Raw genomic sequence first — 18,443 nt, forward strand, 5'->3', positions numbered from 1 at the left:
GTCGGGCCCTGATCCGCGCCCCGGCCTCCGCTCCGCGCCCTCAGACCGAGAGCAGCACGATCCCGCCGGCCACCACCAGCGAGGCCGCGATCCGCCGCACCGCCGAGCCCTCGCGGAGCACCAGCGCGCCGAAGAGCGACACCAGGACCACGCTCATCTCGCGCATCGGCGCGACCAGGGCGACCGGCGCGAGCGTCACCGCCTGCAGCACCAGGATGTAGGAGAGCGGCGAGAGCACCCCGAACGCCAGAACCCGCGGCCAGTGCTGCCGGAGGACGGGCAGCAGCTCCGCCCGCCGCCGGCGCAGCGGCACGAGGTAGACCACGATCTCGACCAGCGTGCAGCCGACCATGAACGCCACCGGCGACAGCCCCCAGGTCCGGAGGGCGTGCGCGTCCCAGATCGTGTACACCGCGATCGCGACGCCGGTGAGGACACCGAAGAGGATGCCCGGATCGACGAGGCGGCGCCCCGAGGGGGCCTGCGCGGTCGGCCGGTCGATCAGCCCGGTGGCGATCACCCCGGTCACCACGACGGCGACGCCGAGCACCGCCACCGGCGAGATCCGCTCCCCGAGCAGCAGCACCGCCAGCCCGGCGCTGAGCGCGGGACCCGTCCCCCGGGCGGTCGCGTAGACCGTCGACAGCCGGCCCCGGGCGTAGCCCGCCTGCAGGACGACCATGTACCCGACGTGCAGCAGCCCCGAGACGCCCGCGCCGAGCAGCAGTCCGCGCGGCAGATCGTCGCCCGAGCCGAGCCCTCCCGTGAAGGGGACGAGCGGTCCCCAGACCAGCGTGCTCGCGACCGCCCCCCACCAGAGGAAGGGCAACCCGATGCCGCTGACCCGGTGCGCGACGACGTTCCACGCCGCATGGCAGAGCGCCGCGGTCAGCACGAGGGCGAGGACGAAGGCAGACATGTTCGGGACCTTTCCGCGCGCGCCGACGCGCGCCGCAGCGGTCCTCCAGGCTTCTGTCCCTTGAGATGACGGGCTCCGATGGCGGAGATCCGTGGCGCCGCTCGAACCAGCCGGACGACGTGTCGTCCCGGAACCCTAGGCGCTATCGGGACGACGGTACCGCACGCGCGGCGGCCCCTCGTCGCTGTCGCGGAATCGTTCACCCGGCCTCGTCCGCGCCCGTCCCGCCCGCCGCGCCCGGGGTGAACAGCCGCTGAACGTGTCTGCATATCCTCGCCATCGGCTTCCAGATAGGTACAGACGTGGGCAGTCTGGCGGCGCGCGGTCGTCTCCGCGCTCCACCTCGTCCCCTCTGGAGTCGTCGATGTCCCTGCCCCTCCGCGCCCTCGGCGCCGCCTGCGTCTCGGCGGAGATCGGCGGCCTCCTGCTCGCCGCGCCGTCCGCCTCCGCCGCCGGCACCACCTACAACGGCCTGCCCTCCGGCACCCGCACCGCGAAGACCCTCGTCGTCGGCATCGACGGCGCCTCCTTCGACCAGCTCGACGCGGCCGACATGCCCGCGCTCGACTCCCTCCGCGCCGAGGGACTCACCTCGACCTCGAACCTCTACGCCGCGCCGATGTCCGGCACCGTGTCCGGGCCCGGCTGGTCGACCATCGCCACCGGCGCCTGGCCCGACCAGCACGGAGTCGTCGACAACGCCTTCACCGCCCCGCGCTTCGGGCAGTACCCGGACTACCTCAGCCGCATCGAGGCCGCCGACCCCTCCCGCTCGAGCCTGGTCGTCGCCACTTGGTCCCCCGTCGCCGAGACGATCTTCGGCTCGGCCGTCGACGTCCGCCGCACCGGCGGCGGCGACGCGCAGACCACCGCCACCGCCGTCGACTACCTGGCGAACGGCAACCCCGACAACACCTTCGTCCACCTCGACGAGGTCGACGGCGCCGGCCACTCGGTCGGCACGAACGGGGCCGCCTACGCCACGGCCCTCGCCCGCGCCGACGCCCAGCTGGGCGAGATGATCGCCGCCGTCCGCGCCCGCCCGAGCTACGCGAGCGAGCAGTGGACGATCCTGGTCACCGCGGACCACGGCCACACCCCCACCGGCGGGCACGGCGGGAACAGCCTCGCCGAGCGGAAGGTCTTCGTCATCGCGTCCGGCCCCGGCATCGCCGCGGGCTCCACGCGGAACGACGTGAAGATCGTCGACATCGCCCCCACCGTCCTCGCCGTCAACGGCCTCGCGAACGACCCCGCCTGGACCCTCGACGGCATCGCCCTCGGCACGCCGTCGAGCGACGCCTTCGACACGCTGCGGCCCGCCCTGCAGCCACGCCTCGACGAGACGCGACCGGCGGCCGGACTGCTCGGCTGGACCCGCACCGCGCCCCAGGGCTGGCGGATCGACGACTCGGCGATGCCCGCCGGAGGCGTGCGGGAGTGGTCGGGCTGGTCCTTCGCGACCGACTCGTTCTTCACGAGCGTCGAGCCCGGCCAGAAGCGCGAGACCAACGTCCGCGCCCGCGACGTCTTCGCGGTCGCGGACTCCGACGAGTGGGACGACAGGACGCACGCCGCGGGGCAGTTCGACTCCACCCTGATCAGCCCGGCGTACCCCTTGAACGGCAGCGCCACCGCGACCCTCTCCTACGCCACCGACTACGTCATCGACGGACCGCAGAGCGCCGTCGTCTCGGTCTCCTTCGACGGAGCCGCCCCCGTCGCGGTGAAGAACTACACCGCGAACACGAACGCGAACGAGTCGCTCCGGATCGACGTCCCGGCCGGCGCTCGCACCGCCGAGTTCCGGTTCCGCTACACCGGCCAGAACAGCGCCTTCTGGACGCTCGACCAGGTCGCCCTCACCCAGGCCGCCGCCCCCGCGGTCGCCGTCACGGCCAGCGCGTCGACCCGCTGCCTCGCCGGCAGGGCCGTCGTCACCGTCCAGGCGCGCAACGACGACGCGGTGCCCGTCGCGCTGACGGCCGCCTCGGCCTTCGGGACGAAGACCTTCGCTCCGCTCGCCCCGGGCCGGACCACCTCGCACGCGTTCAGCACCCGTGCGGTCTCGATCCCCGCCGGAGCGGTCGAGGTCGTCGGGACCGCCACGGTCGACGGCGCCCCCGCGACCACGACCGTGCGCGCCCCGTACTCCGCCACCACCTGCAACTGACCCGCCCGACCCGAGGAGACCCCGCCATGAGAAGACCCGCCCTCGCCGCCCGCTGCGCGGCCGTAGCCGCAGGCGCCCTGCTGCTGACCGCCGTCGCCTCCGCGGCCGCCGCCGACGACGTCCTCGACGACCGGAGCGTCGACATCGGCGTCTCGATCGCCGAGCCCACCGCGCCCGGGGTGCTCGCGATGACCGTCGCCGCCGGCTCGACCGCCCTGACCGAGGACGGCTCGACCGAGCTCGTCCGCCGGTTCACCGGCGCCCTGCCGACGGTGACCGTCACCGACACGCGGAGCCCGGAGGAGATCCCCGCCGGAGCCGGCTGGTACGTGCTCGGCTCCGCGTCCGCCTTCACCGCGCCCGACGGGCAGGAGCCGATCGGCGCCGACCACCTCGGCTGGACTCCCCGCCTCCTGGACGGCGGCGACTCCGGTCTCGTCACCGAGGGCGATCCGGTCGACACGGTGCTGGACGAGGGGGACGACGCGGTCGGCCTCGTCGATCAGGAGCTGCTCGCCCTGGCCCTCGACTCCGGCGCGGTCGCGGAGGAGGGCGCGTGGACCGCCTCCGCGGACCTCGTCCTGAGCACCGAGCCCGACGTCGCCGCCGGCGACTACTCCGGCTCGCTGACCCTCTCCCTCTTCGAGTGAGACCCGGTGGGCGCAGGCGTCACGCGCCTGCGCCCACCGCGGTCGGCCGAGCGCCGGCGCGGCAGTCGTGCGTCGGCCCTCGCAATCGATACAGCACTCCGTGTACTGTGGCCGCGTGACCGACACCGCGACCGTGACCGTGACCCACTCCGCCGCCCTCGCGCGCCTGGGCTCCGCTCTGGCGGACGAGACCCGGGCGCGGATCCTGCTCGCGCTGCGCGAGGCGCCGGCCGTCCCCTCCGATCTGTCTGACGCGCTCGGCGTGTCCCGGCAGGTGATGTCGAACCAGCTCGCCTGCCTGCGCGGCTGCGGACTCGTCGAGGCCGTCAAGGACGGCCGCTACACCTGGTACCGCCTGGCGGAGACCCGGCTGGCCGGCGCGCTCGACGACCTGCTGCGCCTGGTGCTGGTGGTCGATCCGGACTGCTGCTCCGGCGAGAGCTGCCACTGCGCATGAATGCCCTCCCGCTCCGCGCGCCGCTCGCCCCGGCCCGCCGCCGCGTCCTGCAGCGGCGCATCCGCTGGATCGTCGCGGCGACCATCGGCTACAACGTCGTCGAGGCGATCGTCGCCCTCGCGGCCGGGACGGTCGCGTCCTCCGCAGCGCTCGTCGGCTTCGGACTCGACTCCGTCGTCGAGGTGCTCTCGGCGGCCGCCGTGGCCTGGCAGTTCTCCGGCCGCGATCCGCACGCCCGCGAGCGCACGGCGCTGCGGGTGATCGCCCTGTCCTTCTTCGGCCTGGCCGCCTTCGTCGCGGTCGACTCCGCCCGCGCCCTGCTCGGCTTCTCCGAGGCGCAGCACTCCCCCGTCGGCATCGTGCTCGCGGCGGTGAGCCTGCTCGTGATGCCGGCCTTCTCCCTGGTCGAGCGCCGCACCGGCCTGGAGCTCGGCTCCGCCTCCGCCGTGGCCGACTCGAAGCAGACCCTGCTCTGCTCCTCCCTCTCCGCCGCCGTCCTCGTCGGCCTGCTGCTCAACAGCACCCTCGGCTGGACCTGGGCCGACCCGGTCGCCGGTCTCGTCATCGCCGCCTTCGCCGTCCGTGAGGGCCTCGAGGCGTGGCGGGGCGACGCCTGCAAGCAGCCGGTCGCCGCCCTCACCGCCGAGAACAGCCCCTCCTGCACCTGCTGCTGACCACCCCCGCGCGTCGTCCTGCTGATCGAGCAGCCCGCCCAGCGGGCGCATCGAGCGAAGGGGGCGCTTCCGGCGCCAGCGCAGGGCGGGGAAAAGACCGACGTCCTCGGGGTGGGAGGGTCTCGATACGCCCCTTCGGGGCTACTCGACCAGCATGTGGGCGGGCGTTTCTTCCACGGAGAGCCACCCCGGCGAGGACATCTGCCGCACAACACCCGACGCACTCGCCCGCGCCCGCATTCATGCTGATCGAGTAGCCCGCGCAGCGGGCGTATCGAGATCCACCCCGGCAAGGACCGGGGCCGCAGCACACCCGCCGCACCACCCGCGCAGGTCCGCCCCGTGGCTTCCTCCACATCCGGCGGTCGGCGCTGAGAACGTCCATATCTCCGCGGATCCGGCCGACTCCCGCCCGTCGCCGGTGCGACCATGACCGTGGGAGGCCCTGATGCGTGACGCGGTGCTGGTCGTGGAAGACGACGTCGAGATGGGGGAGCTCCTCGTGCGAGGTCTCACCGGCGACGGCTACGACGTCGACCTGTTCCCCGACGGCGTCGGTGCGCTGAACGCGGCGCGCGGCACCGAGTACGCGGCGGCCGTCCTGGACGTGATGCTTCCCGGCATGAGCGGCTTCGAGATCTGCCGGCACCTGCGCGCGACCGGCGCCACGCTCCCGGTGATCATGCTCACCGCCCGCGACGCGCTGCAGGACCGGGTCTTCGGCCTCGATGCCGGCGCCGACGACTACCTCGCGAAGCCGTTCCACTTCGAGGAGCTCTCCGCCCGCCTGCGGGCGATGATCCGCCGCGAGCGCCTGACGAACCGCGCCCCGGTCCTGCTCGGCGATCTCCGGGTGGACCCCTACACGCACACCGCCTCCGTCGACGGGTCCGTGCTGCCGTTGAGCCCGAAGGAGTTCGGGGTGCTCCGCGCGCTCGCGGCGCGGGCCGGCGAGTTCGTGCCGCGGGAGGAGATCCTGCTCGAGGTCTGGGGTTCCGCGGAGTTCGTCGATCACAACATCGCGGAGCAGTACATCAGCTACCTCCGCCGCAAGCTCGCCGCTGGTGGCGCGTCGGTCGAGATCGTCACCCGTCGGGGCGCGGGCTATCGCCTCGGGGTGAAGTCGTGAGCTGGCGGTCGCTGTCGATCCGCGTGCGGATCACGGTGTCGAGCCTGCTGGTCGCGATGCTGTTCTTCGGGATCGTCGCGATCGTCGTGCGCGAGCAGCTCGATCACATCCTCGACGCCTCCACGATCGAGCTGGTCCGCTCGGGAGCGTCGCAGGCGCTGATCGAGGAGAGTCGCGACACCGCCGAGGCGGTGGTGGGCGGTGTCAGCACCACCCTGCTGATCGCCCTGGCGATCCTGTTCGTCGCGTTCGCCGCCACCTCCTGGCTCCTCGTCGGCCTCGCGCTGCGCCCCGTCGGCCGGATGCGCGCGATCGCCGACCGGCTGCGCCGCGGCCGCTCCACCGAGCTGCTCCCCGTCGGGCCGGCCCGCGACGAGCTCTCCGACCTCGCCTCGACGCTGAACGCGCTGATCGCGGATCTGCGGGAGTCCGCGGACCGGGAGCGGCGGCTCGTCGCCGATGCGAGCCACGAGCTGCGCACCCCGCTCGCCGCCCTGCGCACCCGCCTCGAGCTCGCCGAGCGCGTCCGCGACGATCCGGCGGCGCTCTACGCCGACGTCGTCGACGCGCGCCGCTCGATCGACCGCCTCCAGTCGCTGACCGACGGGCTGCTGATCCTGTCGAGGATCGACGCCGGCACCGTCGCCGGGGACGCCTCCTCGGCGGCCCTGCGCGAGGAGGTCGCCGACAGCGTCGACCGCGCCCGGATGCTCGCCCGCGACCGGGAGCTCGCGATCGACTTCGTCGCCCCCGCCTCGGTCGCTGCAGCCCGCTACCCGGTCTCCCCGACCGACTTCGGCCGGATCCTGGACAACCTGCTCGCGAACGCCGTCACCGCGACGCCCGACGGCGGCAGCGTCACCGCGACCCTCGTCGAGCGCGCCGAGGAGATCGTCCTCTCCGTCGACGACGACGGCCCGGGCGTCCCCGATGCGTTCCTCGCCGTCGCGACCGACCGCTTCACCCGCCCCGACGCCGCCCGCTCCCGCGAGGGCGGTGCCGGCCTCGGGCTCGCGATCGTCGCCGGCCTCAGCCGGGCCGCCGGCGGACAGCTCACGATCCGCAACCTCGCCCCCCACGGCCTCGGTGTCGAGATCCGACTCCCCACGACGCATCCCGACCACACCCCTCCCAAGGAGAACCGATGATCGACCCCCAATCCCTCCTCGACGGCGCCGGCCCCTGGGCGATCGCCCTGGTCTGCCTGATCGCCTTCGTCGAGACGGGCCTGCTGATCGGGTTCTTCCTCCCCGGCGACACCCTCCTCTTCTTCACCGGAGTGTTCGTCGCGACCGGCGTGATCTCCCTCCCGGTGCCGCTGGTGATCCTGATGGTCGCCGTGTCCGCATTCCTGGGCGATCAGCTCGGGTTCGTCATCGGCCGCGAGACCGGCCCGCGGATCTTCGAGCGCAAGGACAGCGGCCTGTTCAGCCGCTCGAGCGTCGCCCGCACCCAGAAGTTCTTCGACCGCTTCGGCGGCTGGGCGGTCACCATCGCCCGCTTCGTCCCGGTCGTGCGCACCTTCGCCCCCGTCGCGGCCGGCGTCGGGAAGATGCACTACGCCCACTTCGTCGGCTTCAACGCCCTCGGCGCGGCCGTCTGGTCCACCGGCGTCATCCTGCTCGGCTTCTTCCTCGGGCAGATCCCCGGCGTCGCGGACTTCGTCGGGAAGTACATCGACATCGTCCTCGTCGGCATCGTCGTGATCAGCCTCGCCGGCATCGCGCTCACCTACTGGCGGCAGAAGAACCGCGCCCGCCGCGACGCCTGAGCACTGCTGGACCGCGACGCGAGAAGGAGACCCTCGATCCCGCGCGTCGGGTCTCTGCTCGCCGCGTTCGACCCGGCGCTGATATCGTCTGCCTTCCGTGCAGGAACGCAGGAGGTGGTACCCGTGAACGGATCGACGTGGGTGCTCCTCCGAGGAGTCACGGTCGGGCGATAGATCGTCCGGGAGCGCCGCCTCCGAGCAGCACTCCCGAAAGGCACGACCATGCACATCCTCACCGCACGCACCCTCGACGAGGGTGTCCTCGAGCGCGAGTTCACCCTCACCGACTTCTCCGGCATCCTCTGGACGCCGCCCGCCGCCTCCGCCACCGCGCCCGTCCCGCTGATCCTCCTCGGCCAGCCCGGCGGGCTCGGGATGCGGCGCATGCGTCCCCGACTCCTCGCGCGAGCACTCGACGCCGCGGGCCACGGCTTCGCCACCGTCGCGATCGAGATGCCCGGGGCCGGCGACCGCACCCCGCTGCCCGGCGCCGAACAGGCTCGAGCAGACCTCCGCCGGGCACTCTCCAGCGGCCGCCTGCCGGGGACGGACGTCGTCGACCGGCTGATCCTCCCCCTCGTCGATCGGGCGGTACCGGAGTGGCAGTTGACACTCGACGAGGTTCTCGGTCGTCCCGAGATCGCGGGGAAGGTCGGATTCTCGGGCGGCGTGATCGCCGTCGGCACCCGCCTCGCTGCCCTCGATCCGCGCATCGCTGCGGCCGGGCTCTTCGCCGGGAGCTACTTGCCCCGCATCACGATGGAGGAGGCGCGGCGGGTCACCGTCCCGCTCCACGTCCTCCTGCAGTGGGACGACGAGGGAAACGACCGCGCAGCAGCCCTGGCTCTCTTCGACGCCTTCGCCTCCCCCGAGAAGACCCTCTCCGCGAACACCGGCAGCCACACCGGCGTCCCGCACTTCGCGGCCGAGGACGCGGCCCGGTTCTTCGCCCGCCACCTCGGCCCGGTCGCCGGCTGAGGCGGCCGGTCCGCGCGTCAGAGCGCCGACGTGCCGGCGCGCGGTCTCCGGCCGAGAGCGATCACAGCGACCAGGAGGAGGAACACCGCCAGGGCTGCGAGCGTGACCGGGCCGGTGCCCAGCCCGAGTCCGCTGCGGCTCGCGGGGTCGGCGAGCCAGTCGCACACCGACGCCCCGAGCGGACGGGTGACGACGTAGGCGAACCAGAACGCGAGGACCGCGTTCATCCCCGCAAAGCGGTGCGCGAGCGCCGGCACTGTGATGATCACCGCGAACAGGACAGCGGAGGGCAGATAGCCGAAGCCGAGCGTCGACGCGGTCAGGTCCCCCGCGGCCGTGCCGAGCGCGAACGTCCCGGAGACGGCGAGCCAGTAGAACAGGGCGCGGCGCGGCGTCGTGAGCGAGTGGATCGAGAGCGTCCGCTCCACCCGCCACCACACGGCGAAGACCGCCGCGAGAGCCACCGCGAACCCGAGAGTGGAGACGAGGTACGGGACCCCGGCGACCACGTGCAGCACGTCGGCGGCCATCGTGCCGAAGACGCTCACCATCAGCACCGCCAGCCAGTACACCCAGGGGAGGTACCGGCGGACCGCGAACTGGAGCGCGAGGGCCGCGAGGAACGCGAGCCCGGTCACGCCGACCACGAGCACCGGATCGAACGCGGTCGCGAGGAAGTCGGACGCCGTCTCGCCCATCCCGGTGGTCAGCACCTTCAGGATCCAGAACAGCACCGTCGCCTCGGGCACCGTGGAGGCGACGTAGCGGCCGGCGAGAACACTGCCGCGAGGTCGAAGGGGCGGTGTTCGGCGCGGGGCGGCGAGATGCGTCATCCCGTCATGCTCGAGGAGCGTGCGGCATCGGATGCTGGGGTGTTCGCCGGGGTCGTTGAAGATGCACACAGCGACCCGGATTCCGGCCGAGCACGGCCGTCGCGATCCCTACTCTCGGAAGCGCTCGCGGGATCCCCCGCGACTCCTCTCCGACCGGAACGGACCCGATGGACATCCTCCAGGCGATCATCCTCGGCATCATCGAGGGGCTGACCGAGTTCCTCCCGGTCTCCAGCACCGGGCACCTCACCATCGCCGAGAAGCTGATGGGTCTCCGCGTCGACGACGTCGGGGTGACCGCGTTCACCGCGATCATCCAGATCGGCGCGATCGCCGCCGTGCTCCTGTACTTCCGGAAGGACATCGCCGAGCTCGCCACCGCGTGGTTCGTCGGGCTGCGGCACCCTTCGCAGCGCAAGCGGACGAACTACCGGATCGCCTGGTACGTGATCCTCGGATCGATCCCGATCGGGATCATCGGGTTCCTCGGCAAGGACCTCATCAGCGGAGGCCTGCGCAATCTGTGGGTGGTCGTCGCCGCGCTGCTCGGCTGGAGCGTCGTGATGCTCGTCGCCGAACGCGTCGGCGCCCAGACCAAGGACCGTCGCGCGATCACCCGGAGGGACGCGGTCGTCATCGGCCTCGTGCAGTGCATCGCGCTGATCCCTGGCGTCTCTCGCTCCGGAGCGACCATCAGCGGAGGCCTGTTCCGCGGGCTCGATCGAGTGACCGCGACGAAGTTCGCGTTCTACCTCTCCATCCCCGCACTCACCGCCGCCGGCGCCTATGAAGCGGCCACGGCCGCGTCCGAGGTCAGCGCGAGCGTCGGCTGGATCCCGACCCTCGTCGCGACCGTCGTCTCCTTCGTGGTCGCGTACGCGTCGATCGCGTGGCTGCTGCGCTACGTCGCGGGCCACGGCTTCGGCGTCTTCGTCGGCTACCGCGTCGCCCTGGCCCTCGTCGTGTCCGGGCTGCTGCTGACCGGGACGATCACGGCGAGCTGACACCCGATTGCCCGGCGCCCTCGCGCCGGACACACTGGACGGCGACCGACGAATCGCCTCGTCCATCACTTCCTCGAAGGGGCACCCTGTGCAGTGGAATCTTGAAGTAGTGCCCGTCACCGTCGAGGACGTCGATCGGGCGAAAGCGTTCTACGTCGACCAGGTCGGGTTCCACCTCGACCTCGACGTGCGGATCAGCGACGAGATGCGCATCGTGCAGCTCACCCCGCCCGGCTCGCACAGCAGCATCCAGCTCAAGACCGGTCCCAACCGGCTCGAAGGGCTGCAGCTCGTCGTCGACGACATCGACGTCGCCCGTGCCGAGCTCGCCGAGCGCGGGGTGGACGTCAGCCCGGTGACGCACTTCGAGGACGGAGTCCGCCTAGAAGGCCGCGGCGGCGAGTGGAACTCGTTCGTCTTCTTCACCGACCTCGACGGCAACACCTGGGTCCTCCAGGAACGCCCCTCCACCAGGTGACTCCGGCGGCCGTGGTCACGGCGGTCGCGATGTGCGCGGCAGTCTCCGTGGCCGCCCTCCGCGCCTTCGGAGTCGTCTCGTTCGCCCGGCCGGCGCTGGCGATCCTCCGCGGAGGCGCTCAGCTCGCGGTCCTCGCGGTGATCCTCTCGGGAGTCATCGCGGACCTCCGCTGGGTCCTGCTCTTCCTGGCCGTCATGTTCGGTGCCGCAGTGCTCACCGCGGCCGGCCGCCTCGGCCGCACCCGGCGCACGGTCCTCGCCGTCACCGCGGCGATGGCGGCCGGGGTCGCGGTCAGCGCCGGGATCGTCTTCGGGCTCGGGGCCGTCCCGTCCACCGGCCGCTACGTCCTCGCGGTCGGCGGCATCCTCCTCGGCGGCGCGATGACCGTCGCGACCGTCACCGGTCGAGCGCTGGCCGCGACGCTCGCCGACCGCTGGGATCAGGTCGAGGGCTGGCTGGCTCTCGGCGCGCGGCCGCGGCAGGCCACGCTCGGCCTGGCACGGGAGGCGGCCTGGACCGGGCTCGTGCCGCTGACCGACCAGACGAGGACCACGGGTCTCGTCGTCCTGCCCGGTGCGTTCGTCGGCGCCGTCTTCGGCGGGCTCTCGCCGGTGGCGGCGGGCGTCTTCCAGATCGTGGTACTCGCGGGCCTGGTCGCGTCGGGGTCGATCGTCGCCGTCGTCCTCCTGACGATCCTCCGCGGCGACGTGGTGAAGCCTCAGCCCTGACGGTCCATCAGCCGAGGGCGCGCCGTCGGGCGACCCGCCGCCAGAGGGGCGGCGGTGACGACACCCGCTCGGTGTGCAGCCGGACCGCGAGCGGCGCCCAGACGATCAGCGCGACACCGGCACCCAGGAGCAGCCCGCCGACGGTGTCGGAGATCCAGTGCGCACCGAGGTACGTGCGGCTGAGCATCATCGCCACCGTGTAGAAGGCACCGGCGACCCGGACCCACCACAGCGGGAAGACGATCGCGAGGACCACCGCGGTCGTCGCGGCGTTCGCGCTGTGCCCCGAGGGGAACGAGCCGAAGTCCGCGTTCACGAGGATCTCCAGCGGCCGCGGACGCCCCACCGCGTTCTTGAGGATCTGCACCAGCAGCCCACTAAGCGGCGCGGCGATCGCGAAGTACGTCGCCGCCCACCGACCCCTCCGGACCAGCAGCGCCACGAACACGATGAGCGGGACCACGATCGTGCCGACGATCCCGCCGCCCAGGCTGTTCATCACCAGCGACGGCACCAGCCAGAACATGGACCGGTGCTCGACGACCTCGTTCATCCACGCGGTGTCGAACCCGAACGGCCTGTCGTGCTCGCGGTAGAAGATCAGCGCGGCCAGGAGTCCGGTGAGCAGCACCGCGAGGCCCGCCGAGATCAGCGGCCAGCGCCGCGCCGCCCGATACGCGATCGCACCATCGGCCAGAGGTTCGTGATTCGGCATCAGTGTCGTCCTCGTCTCTCGACGCGGAGCACGCCGAAGGAGTCCACGCTACGAACGCACGTCCACCTGCGGCAGAGGATTCCCCTGCAACCGTTGTGAAAGCACAGAACCTCAGCCCATCGGCTCGGTACTGACCTGGTCGAACCGCGGAGCTTCTGGTCGTTGTGAGCAAACACAACGCAGCAGGGCGCATCCCGAGCCGCCGCCCCCGTCCCGGCTGGGACTCTGCCGGCATGGACACTTCAACGACGACGACCCGCTTCCCGGTGCACCGGCTGCTCAGCAAGGTCCCCGAGGTCACGATCTGGTTCTGGATCATCAAGATCCTCTGCACCACCGTCGGTGAGAGCTTCGCCGACTGGATCAACATGGTCCTCGGCGTCGGCCTCATTGCGACCGCCGTGATCTTCATCATCGTCACCGCAGTCGTGCTCGCGATCCAGATGCGGCTGCGCCGCTACCTGCCCGCCGCGTACTGGCTGACCGTCGTCGTCATGAGCGTCACCGGCACCCTGCTCACCGACATCCTCACCGACCAGCTCGGCGTCCCCCTCTGGGCCAGCTCCCTCGTCTTCTCCGCGCTCCTCGCGATCGTGTTCGGCGTCTGGTACTCCAAGGAGCGCACCCTCTCCATCCACAGCATCGACACCACCCCGCGCGAGGCCTTCTACTGGCTCACCGTCCTCGTCACCTTCGCGCTCGGCACCGCCCTCGGCGACTGGACCCTCGAACTCACCGGCTGGGGCCCCGGCGTCTCGATCCTCCTGCCCCTCGCCCTGATCGCCATCGTCACCGGACTCTGGCGCTACGGAGCGAACCCCGTCCTCGCGTTCTGGATCGCCTACATCCTCACCCGTCCCCTCGGCGCCAACATCGGCGACTGGCTGGGCCTCTCCCCCGACGAACAGGGCCTGGGCCTGGGCACCTTCGTCACCAGCATCATCTTCCTGCTCGCCATCCTCGCCACGGTCGTGTACCTCTCCCTCAGCAAGGCCGACGTCGACAAGGGCGCTCAGGAGCACCACAACCCGCCCGTCGCTCGGGAGCGACGCTCGCTCGTCGCGTTAGCGGTCCTCGCCGTCGCTGTCGTCGGTCTGCTCGCCTTCACGAACAGCCAGCCGCACACCACTCCGGCACCGGAAGGCGCAGCCCCGGCCTGCGACGCATCAGGGACCTACTCCGCGGCCGACGCACAGGCGTCGGTTCAGGCGGACTTCCCGGCCGCCGACGTGCAGAACTTCCAGACGATCACCGCCGACACCCTCGCCCTCGTCACCAGCGGCGACCAGGCCGCCGCGAAAGCCCGCGCCACCGACCTCGAGACCGCCTGGGACGACGCCGAGCCCGCCTTGAGCGCTGCGAACTGCCAGACGTGGACTTACGTCGACCAGCAGATCGACCCCGTCCTCTCCTCCGTCCGCGCCGGCACCCCGGACCCGGCCGCCGAGAAGACGAGCATCCAGGAGATGCTGACCACCCTGACCGGGAAGCAGTGACCGGCGTCCGCAGCGGCGGTCCCCTCGGCCGGAGTGTGCGGAGGAGGACACGGCTGGGCGCCCGCCTCTAAACTCGCAGCAGGGCGTGTCGAGGATGACGCGCACCGACGGAACGAGTGCCCCCATGGACGTGGACGTCGCGCAGCAGCGCTCCCGCGAGACCGGCGCCCCGGCGTCGACGCCCGAGAGCGCGCGCCCGCTCACGACCTTCGCCGTCCGTCACAGGAACGGACTCGACGTCGCCTTCCTCCTCGACGGCACCGACGGCGACTTCCAGATCGGCATGGGAGCCGCCTCGGAGGACTTCCGGAGCGTCCTCACCATCGGCGTGGATCAGCAGCGCGGCCGGTTGCGGGCCGTGTCGGAGTGGATGCTCGACGGCCGCAGCATCCACGTCCCGGTCCGGATCCTGTACCGCTCGCCCACCGCGATCCTCGTCGAGGCCGCGCACCTGCCGCTGGAGCGCCGCCCCGCCTCGCTGAAGTGCTGGTCGTTCCTCCGCCGGCGATCCGTCGACCACTGCGCCGAGGTCATCGCCTGCGTGTCGCCGGAGCTGGCCGGCCTCCCCGCGATCAGGTTCGTGACCGACCCGAGGACGACCGCGACCCGCTGACCGCCCGGAGATCCCGACCAATCCGCCGCGGCCGCCGCTGCGAACAGCATCAGGACGTCCTGGTCCCGCAGGGCGGTGCTGAACCCGATGAGGCTCCGCCCTGCAACGCCGGACGCGCCCCTCAGGCGCCGGAGTCAGGCGAAGTCGGCCGTGTCGCCGACGAGGCGGGTGTTCTCGGCGGGGATCGGCTCGACCGCCGCGAGGGCGACCTCGGCCGCGAACTCGCCGACGTTGTAGAGCTTCCCCGCCGATTCGCGACGCGAGCTGATCGCCCCGGGGTTCGAGCGCTCGAGCAGCGTCGCGGTGATGGTGCCCTCGATCATGTCGCCGGAGACGACGACGAACTCGATACCGCGCTCGGTCAGCGCCGGGATCCGCTCGCGGAGGGCGTCCTCGCCCGCGCGCTTGGACAGCGCGACCGGCTCGTACTCCGGCATGGTCGGCGTGGTCCGGATGAAGTGCGCCTGGTGGCTGGTGACGAAGACGATGCGCGAGCCCTCGCCCAGCAGCGGCAGCGCCGCCTCGAGCGTGGCGACCTGCGAGTCGCGGTTGAGGACCATCGCGTAGTCCTCGCCCATGTTGCTCTCCATGCCGCCGGAGGCGTTCAGCACGAGCACGTCGAGCCCGCCGAGCTTCTCCTCGACCTCCGCGAACAGCGCGGTCCGCGACTCCGCGTCGGTGAGGTCGGCGCCCACCGCGAAGGCCGAGCCGCCCGCGGCGGTGATCTGGTCGACGAGCTTCGTCGCGCGCGGCGCCTTCGAGCGGTAGTTGACGACGACGCTCGCGCCGGCCTCGGCGAAGTAGCGGACGGTGTCGGCGCCGATGCCGCGCGAGGAGCCGGTGACGAGGACGCGCTTGCCGTCGAGCGAGCCGGGAGCGAGGGGGTTGGACACGAGGAGATCCTCCAGGACGCCGGCGCAAGAGCCGGATCGGGCACGGGTGACGGGCCCACGGCCCGACGCAGGAGCCTACCAAGCCGCCGCCGCCGGCGCCGGTCCCGCGCCGCCCACTCCCCTCCCAGCCCCCCTTGCTACCGTTGACTCCCGTGCTCGTAAGGGGAAGGAGCACCGCATGGACGCAGTGACTCAGTACGCCTGGATCCTCTGGATCGCCCTCATCCTGATCTTCGTGATCGTCGAGATGATCACTCTCGAGTTCACGTTCCTGATGCTCGCGGTCGGCAGCATCGGCGGCCTCGCGACCGGCCTCGCCGGCGCCCCGTTCTGGGTGCAGGTCCCGGTCGCCGCGGTCCTCGCCGTGCTGCTGCTCTTCCTGGTCAGACCCCCGCTGCTGCGGCTGCTCAAGCGCGGCGGCGACCCGACGCCGACCGGAGCCGACGCGCTGCTCGGCCTCGCCGGCAGCGTCGTCATCGCGGGGCCCGGCCCCGGCCAGGTGAAACTCGTCAACGGCGAGACGTGGACGCTCAAGCTGTCCCCGCTCGTCGAATCCCGTCCGCTCGGTCTCGGCGAACGTGTCGTCGTCACCGCCATCGAGGGCGCGACCGCGGTCGTCGTCCCCGCCGAAAGGAGCTCCTCGTGAACACCGCAGCAGTCGTGACCACGGTGATCATCGCGGTCATCGTGCTCTTCGCCCTGGTGGTGCTGTTCAAGGCCATCCGCATCGTCCCGCAGGCCACGGCCGGGGTCGTCGAGCGCCTGGGCAAGTACCACCGCACCCTCCTCCCGGGCCTCAACCTGGTGATCCCCTTCATCGACCGGGTCCGCCCGTCCGTCGATCTGCGCGAGCAGGTCGTCTCCTTCCCGCCGCAGCCCGTCATCACCGAGGACAACCTGGTCGTCTCGATCGACACGGTCGTCTACTTCCAGGTGACCGACGCCCGGGCCGCGACCTACGAGATCGCCAACTACCTCGGTGCCGTCGAGCAGCTCACCACCACCACGCTCCGCAACGTGGTCGGCGGGCTCAACCTCGAGGAGGCGCTGACCTCCCGCGACAACATCAACGGCCAGCTGCGCATCGTCCTCGACGAGGCCACCGGCAAGTGGGGCATCCGCGTCGGACGCGTCGAGCTCAAGGCGATCGACCCGCCGATCTCCATCCAGGACTCGATGGAGAAGCAGATGCGCGCCGAGCGCGACCGCCGCGCGGTGATCCTCACCGCCGAGGGCACGAAGCAGTCGCAGATCCTGAACGCGGAGGGACACCGCCAGGCGGCGATCCTCGCGGCCGAGGGTGATGCGAAGGCCGCGGTCCTCCGCGCCGAGGGTGAGGCGAAGGCGATCACCACCGTCTTCTCCGCCATCCACGAGGGCCGCCCGGACAACGAGCTGCTCGCCTACGAGTACCTGCAGATGCTGCCCAAGATCGCGGAGGGCAGCGCCAACAAGCTCTGGATCGTGCCGAGCGAGCTCACGGAGGCGCTCAAGGGCATGGGTCAGGCGTTCGGCAAGAACTCGCCGACCCGGCCGGAGCGCGAGCAGGACGGCTCGGGGATGACTCCCCCGGCCCCGTCCTTCTAGGGCTCCTCCGCCATGACGACCACGCGGCCGCCGTTCCTCTCGGGCCGGCGGCCGCGCGTCATCGCCCACCGCGGCTTCGCGCCGGGCGGTGAGGGGAACACCCTGGAGTCGTTCGAGCGCGCCCTCGCCGCGGGCGCGGACCTGCTCGAGACCGACGTCCGCGCCTCGCTCGACGGCGTCGCGGTGCTCGTGCACGACGAGGAGGTCGCGGACGAGCGAGGTGTCCGCCATCGGATCGAGACCACCCGCTGGGAGGAGCTGGCCGATCTCGTCCTGCCCTCCGGGGAGGGGCTGCTCCCCCTCGCCGAGGCGCTCCGCCTCCTCCCGCACGCCCGCTTCAACATCGACGTCAAGGCGAGGACGGCCGTCGCCCCGGTGGTCGAGGCGGTCCGCGCCGCGGGTGCGCGGGACCGCGTGCTGATCACCTCCTTCTCGGAGTCGCGACGCCGCGCGGCCGTGCGACGGCTCCCGGGGGTCGCGACCTCCGCCTCCGCCCCCCGCTTCGTCGCCGCCCTCGTCGGCGCGCACCTCGGGTCCCCGTCCCTCGTCCGGCGGGCGCTCCGCGGCATCGACGCCCTCCAGGTCCCCGAGCGCGCGGCCGGACTGCGGGTCACCGCGCCCCGGATCCTCGCGCGACTGCGGATCACCGGAGCCGAGATCCACCTCTGGACGATCAACGATCCGCGGCGGATGCGCGCCCTCCTCGACCTCGGCGTCGACGGGCTCGTGACCGACCGGACCGACCTCGCCCGCACCGCCGTGGACGGTGCTTCAGGCCGCGACGACGGCCCCTCCGATCACGCCGCAGAAGGCCGGTTCACCTGACGATCCTCTGGCAAACGGAGGCCTCCCCGGACCACCCCCAGGTCCGCGGTCGACACTTGTCGGAGCACAGCGAGAGGAGACCACACAATGGCAGATCGAAGCTTGCGCGGGATGAGGCTCGGCTCACAGAGCCTGCAGAGCGAAGAAGGCGTCGTCTTCTCACCGCGATCGACGTTCACGTACCACTGCTCGGATTGCGGCCACGACACCGACATGGTGTTCTCGGCCGACGCCGAAGCGCCCGAGACCTGGGAGTGCCGCAACTGCGGCCACGAGGCCGTGCTGCTGGTGGATTCGAAGCCCGTCGTCATCGACCGGGGCGAGCAGAAGGCACCGCGCACCCACTGGGACATGCTGCTGGAGCGCCGCACCCGTGCGGAACTCGAGGAGCTGCTCGAGGAGCGCCTCGCCTACCTCCGCGCCCGTCGCGGAGAGCACAAGATCGGCGCATAGCGCCCCAGGGTCCTGCTCGGCCGGCGTCCTCGCCGGCCGGCGGACCCTTCTTCGTGCCCGGACGCGG

General features: G+C 72.0%; 21 protein-coding genes. 17 read left to right on the plus strand and 4 right to left on the minus strand.

The genetic code is table 11. From position 1 onward, the window contains the following. Window positions 1-40 precede the first annotated feature (40 nt). Window positions 41-919: an EamA family transporter gene (locus EDF43_RS07710; RefSeq protein ID WP_123733145.1), complete on the minus strand. Its 879-nt coding sequence runs from the start codon at window positions 917-919 to the stop codon at window positions 41-43. A gap of 364 nt (window positions 920-1,283) precedes the next feature. Here EDF43_RS07710 and EDF43_RS07715 point away from each other — a divergent pair, with 364 nt between their 5' ends. From EDF43_RS07715 to EDF43_RS07750, 8 genes are all read left to right on the plus strand, one after another. Then, complete coding sequence (locus EDF43_RS07715) at window positions 1,284-3,092, plus strand: alkaline phosphatase family protein (RefSeq protein WP_132436187.1); 1,809 nt, start codon at window positions 1,284-1,286, stop codon at window positions 3,090-3,092. A 26-nt stretch (window positions 3,093-3,118) separates the two neighbouring features. Next, entirely contained in the window at window positions 3,119-3,742 is a 624-nt protein-coding gene (locus tag EDF43_RS07720; protein WP_132436188.1) for a hypothetical protein, read from the plus strand. Between the two features lie 115 nt (window positions 3,743-3,857). After that, window positions 3,858-4,199 (plus strand): metalloregulator ArsR/SmtB family transcription factor, encoded by a 342-nt coding sequence (locus EDF43_RS07725; RefSeq protein WP_132436189.1) that lies wholly within the window; start codon window positions 3,858-3,860, stop codon window positions 4,197-4,199. After that, entirely contained in the window at window positions 4,196-4,873 is a 678-nt protein-coding gene (locus EDF43_RS07730; RefSeq protein ID WP_132436190.1) for a cation transporter, read from the plus strand. The genes EDF43_RS07725 and EDF43_RS07730 overlap by 4 nt, the downstream gene beginning before the upstream one ends. A 448-nt stretch (window positions 4,874-5,321) precedes the next feature. Further along, window positions 5,322-6,002: a response regulator transcription factor gene (locus EDF43_RS07735; protein WP_132436191.1), complete on the plus strand. Its 681-nt coding sequence runs from the start codon at window positions 5,322-5,324 to the stop codon at window positions 6,000-6,002. Continuing rightward, a complete protein-coding gene (locus EDF43_RS07740) occupies window positions 5,999-7,150 on the plus strand; it encodes a HAMP domain-containing sensor histidine kinase (RefSeq protein ID WP_243646257.1) in 1,152 nt (383 codons plus the stop codon). The genes EDF43_RS07735 and EDF43_RS07740 overlap by 4 nt, the downstream gene beginning before the upstream one ends. Beyond that, complete coding sequence (locus EDF43_RS07745; RefSeq protein WP_132436192.1) at window positions 7,147-7,773, plus strand: VTT domain-containing protein; 627 nt, start codon at window positions 7,147-7,149, stop codon at window positions 7,771-7,773. Before EDF43_RS07740 ends, EDF43_RS07745 begins: the two co-directional genes overlap by 4 nt. Window positions 7,774-7,995: 222 nt before the next feature. Continuing rightward, complete coding sequence (locus EDF43_RS07750; protein WP_132436193.1) at window positions 7,996-8,751, plus strand: alpha/beta hydrolase; 756 nt, start codon at window positions 7,996-7,998, stop codon at window positions 8,749-8,751. A gap of 17 nt (window positions 8,752-8,768) precedes the next feature. On the opposite strand, the gene EDF43_RS07755 is transcribed toward EDF43_RS07750, so the two are convergent. Then, window positions 8,769-9,584 (minus strand): hypothetical protein, encoded by an 816-nt coding sequence (locus EDF43_RS07755; protein ID WP_132436194.1) that lies wholly within the window; start codon window positions 9,582-9,584, stop codon window positions 8,769-8,771. A gap of 167 nt (window positions 9,585-9,751) precedes the next feature. Between EDF43_RS07755 and EDF43_RS07760 the strand changes: the two genes are divergently transcribed. From EDF43_RS07760 to EDF43_RS07770, 3 genes are all read left to right on the plus strand, one after another. After that, window positions 9,752-10,588, plus strand: a complete 837-nt coding sequence (locus EDF43_RS07760; RefSeq protein WP_132436195.1) for an undecaprenyl-diphosphate phosphatase — start codon at window positions 9,752-9,754, stop codon at window positions 10,586-10,588. 88 nt (window positions 10,589-10,676) lie between these two features. Continuing rightward, the gene (locus EDF43_RS07765; RefSeq protein ID WP_132436196.1) at window positions 10,677-11,066 is read left to right on the plus strand and encodes a VOC family protein; all 390 of its coding nucleotides are present in this window, start codon (window positions 10,677-10,679) and stop codon (window positions 11,064-11,066) included. A 29-nt stretch (window positions 11,067-11,095) separates the two neighbouring features. After that, entirely contained in the window at window positions 11,096-11,794 is a 699-nt protein-coding gene (locus EDF43_RS07770) for an ABC transporter permease (protein ID WP_132436197.1), read from the plus strand. Between the two features lie 7 nt (window positions 11,795-11,801). Here EDF43_RS07770 and EDF43_RS07775 read toward each other — a convergent pair whose 3' ends face one another. Continuing rightward, window positions 11,802-12,509, minus strand: coding sequence for a phosphatase PAP2 family protein (locus tag EDF43_RS07775; protein ID WP_132436198.1), 708 nt, complete (start codon window positions 12,507-12,509; stop codon window positions 11,802-11,804). A gap of 233 nt (window positions 12,510-12,742) precedes the next feature. Here EDF43_RS07775 and EDF43_RS07780 point away from each other — a divergent pair, with 233 nt between their 5' ends. Together EDF43_RS07780 and EDF43_RS07785 are read left to right on the plus strand one after the other, a co-directional pair. After that, on the plus strand, window positions 12,743-14,005 hold the full coding sequence (locus EDF43_RS07780; protein WP_132436199.1) for a hypothetical protein: 1,263 nt from the start codon (window positions 12,743-12,745) through the stop codon (window positions 14,003-14,005). Between the two features lie 124 nt (window positions 14,006-14,129). Beyond that, window positions 14,130-14,618 (plus strand): hypothetical protein, encoded by a 489-nt coding sequence (locus EDF43_RS07785; protein ID WP_132436200.1) that lies wholly within the window; start codon window positions 14,130-14,132, stop codon window positions 14,616-14,618. A gap of 134 nt (window positions 14,619-14,752) precedes the next feature. Here EDF43_RS07785 and EDF43_RS07790 read toward each other — a convergent pair whose 3' ends face one another. After that, window positions 14,753-15,511 (minus strand): SDR family oxidoreductase, encoded by a 759-nt coding sequence (locus tag EDF43_RS07790; protein WP_132436201.1) that lies wholly within the window; start codon window positions 15,509-15,511, stop codon window positions 14,753-14,755. Window positions 15,512-15,689: 178 nt separating this feature from the next. Here EDF43_RS07790 and EDF43_RS07795 point away from each other — a divergent pair, with 178 nt between their 5' ends. The 4 genes from EDF43_RS07795 to EDF43_RS07810 all read left to right on the plus strand — a co-directional run bounded on the left by EDF43_RS07795 (window position 15,690) and on the right by EDF43_RS07810 (window position 18,376). Beyond that, complete coding sequence (locus EDF43_RS07795; RefSeq protein ID WP_132436202.1) at window positions 15,690-16,157, plus strand: NfeD family protein; 468 nt, start codon at window positions 15,690-15,692, stop codon at window positions 16,155-16,157. Continuing rightward, complete coding sequence (locus EDF43_RS07800; protein WP_123704199.1) at window positions 16,154-17,098, plus strand: SPFH domain-containing protein; 945 nt, start codon at window positions 16,154-16,156, stop codon at window positions 17,096-17,098. The genes EDF43_RS07795 and EDF43_RS07800 overlap by 4 nt, the downstream gene beginning before the upstream one ends. A gap of 12 nt (window positions 17,099-17,110) precedes the next feature. Further along, the gene (locus EDF43_RS07805; protein WP_132436203.1) at window positions 17,111-17,923 is read left to right on the plus strand and encodes a glycerophosphodiester phosphodiesterase family protein; all 813 of its coding nucleotides are present in this window, start codon (window positions 17,111-17,113) and stop codon (window positions 17,921-17,923) included. Between the two features lie 87 nt (window positions 17,924-18,010). Beyond that, on the plus strand, window positions 18,011-18,376 hold the full coding sequence (locus EDF43_RS07810; protein ID WP_132436204.1) for an RNA polymerase-binding protein RbpA: 366 nt from the start codon (window positions 18,011-18,013) through the stop codon (window positions 18,374-18,376). Window positions 18,377-18,443: the final 67 nt, after the last annotated feature.

Origin of the sequence: Rathayibacter sp. PhB179, from assembly GCF_004345345.1 — a bacterium.
Taxonomy (GTDB): Bacteria; Actinomycetota; Actinomycetes; order Actinomycetales; family Microbacteriaceae; genus Rathayibacter; species Rathayibacter festucae.

Excerpts from the sequence above, each read along its gene's own strand:
- EDF43_RS07710 (WP_123733145.1), bottom strand. The coding sequence starts at position 919 with ATGTCTGCCTTCGTCCTCGCCCTCGTGCTGACCGCGGCGCTCTGCCAT.
- EDF43_RS07715 (WP_132436187.1), top strand. The coding sequence starts at position 1,284 with ATGTCCCTGCCCCTCCGCGCCCTCGGCGCCGCCTGCGTCTCGGCGGAG.
- EDF43_RS07720 (WP_132436188.1), top strand. The coding sequence starts at position 3,119 with ATGAGAAGACCCGCCCTCGCCGCCCGCTGCGCGGCCGTAGCCGCAGGC.
- EDF43_RS07730 (WP_132436190.1), top strand. The coding sequence starts at position 4,196 with ATGAATGCCCTCCCGCTCCGCGCGCCGCTCGCCCCGGCCCGCCGCCGC.
- EDF43_RS07735 (WP_132436191.1), top strand. The coding sequence starts at position 5,322 with ATGCGTGACGCGGTGCTGGTCGTGGAAGACGACGTCGAGATGGGGGAG.
- EDF43_RS07745 (WP_132436192.1), top strand. The coding sequence starts at position 7,147 with ATGATCGACCCCCAATCCCTCCTCGACGGCGCCGGCCCCTGGGCGATC.
- EDF43_RS07750 (WP_132436193.1), top strand. The coding sequence starts at position 7,996 with ATGCACATCCTCACCGCACGCACCCTCGACGAGGGTGTCCTCGAGCGC.
- EDF43_RS07755 (WP_132436194.1), bottom strand. The coding sequence starts at position 9,584 with ATGACGCATCTCGCCGCCCCGCGCCGAACACCGCCCCTTCGACCTCGC.
- EDF43_RS07760 (WP_132436195.1), top strand. The coding sequence starts at position 9,752 with ATGGACATCCTCCAGGCGATCATCCTCGGCATCATCGAGGGGCTGACC.
- EDF43_RS07770 (WP_132436197.1), top strand. The coding sequence starts at position 11,096 with ATGTGCGCGGCAGTCTCCGTGGCCGCCCTCCGCGCCTTCGGAGTCGTC.
- EDF43_RS07775 (WP_132436198.1), bottom strand. The coding sequence starts at position 12,509 with ATGCCGAATCACGAACCTCTGGCCGATGGTGCGATCGCGTATCGGGCG.
- EDF43_RS07780 (WP_132436199.1), top strand. The coding sequence starts at position 12,743 with ATGGACACTTCAACGACGACGACCCGCTTCCCGGTGCACCGGCTGCTC.
- EDF43_RS07785 (WP_132436200.1), top strand. The coding sequence starts at position 14,130 with ATGGACGTGGACGTCGCGCAGCAGCGCTCCCGCGAGACCGGCGCCCCG.
- EDF43_RS07795 (WP_132436202.1), top strand. The coding sequence starts at position 15,690 with ATGGACGCAGTGACTCAGTACGCCTGGATCCTCTGGATCGCCCTCATC.
- EDF43_RS07805 (WP_132436203.1), top strand. The coding sequence starts at position 17,111 with ATGACGACCACGCGGCCGCCGTTCCTCTCGGGCCGGCGGCCGCGCGTC.
- EDF43_RS07810 (WP_132436204.1), top strand. The coding sequence starts at position 18,011 with ATGGCAGATCGAAGCTTGCGCGGGATGAGGCTCGGCTCACAGAGCCTG.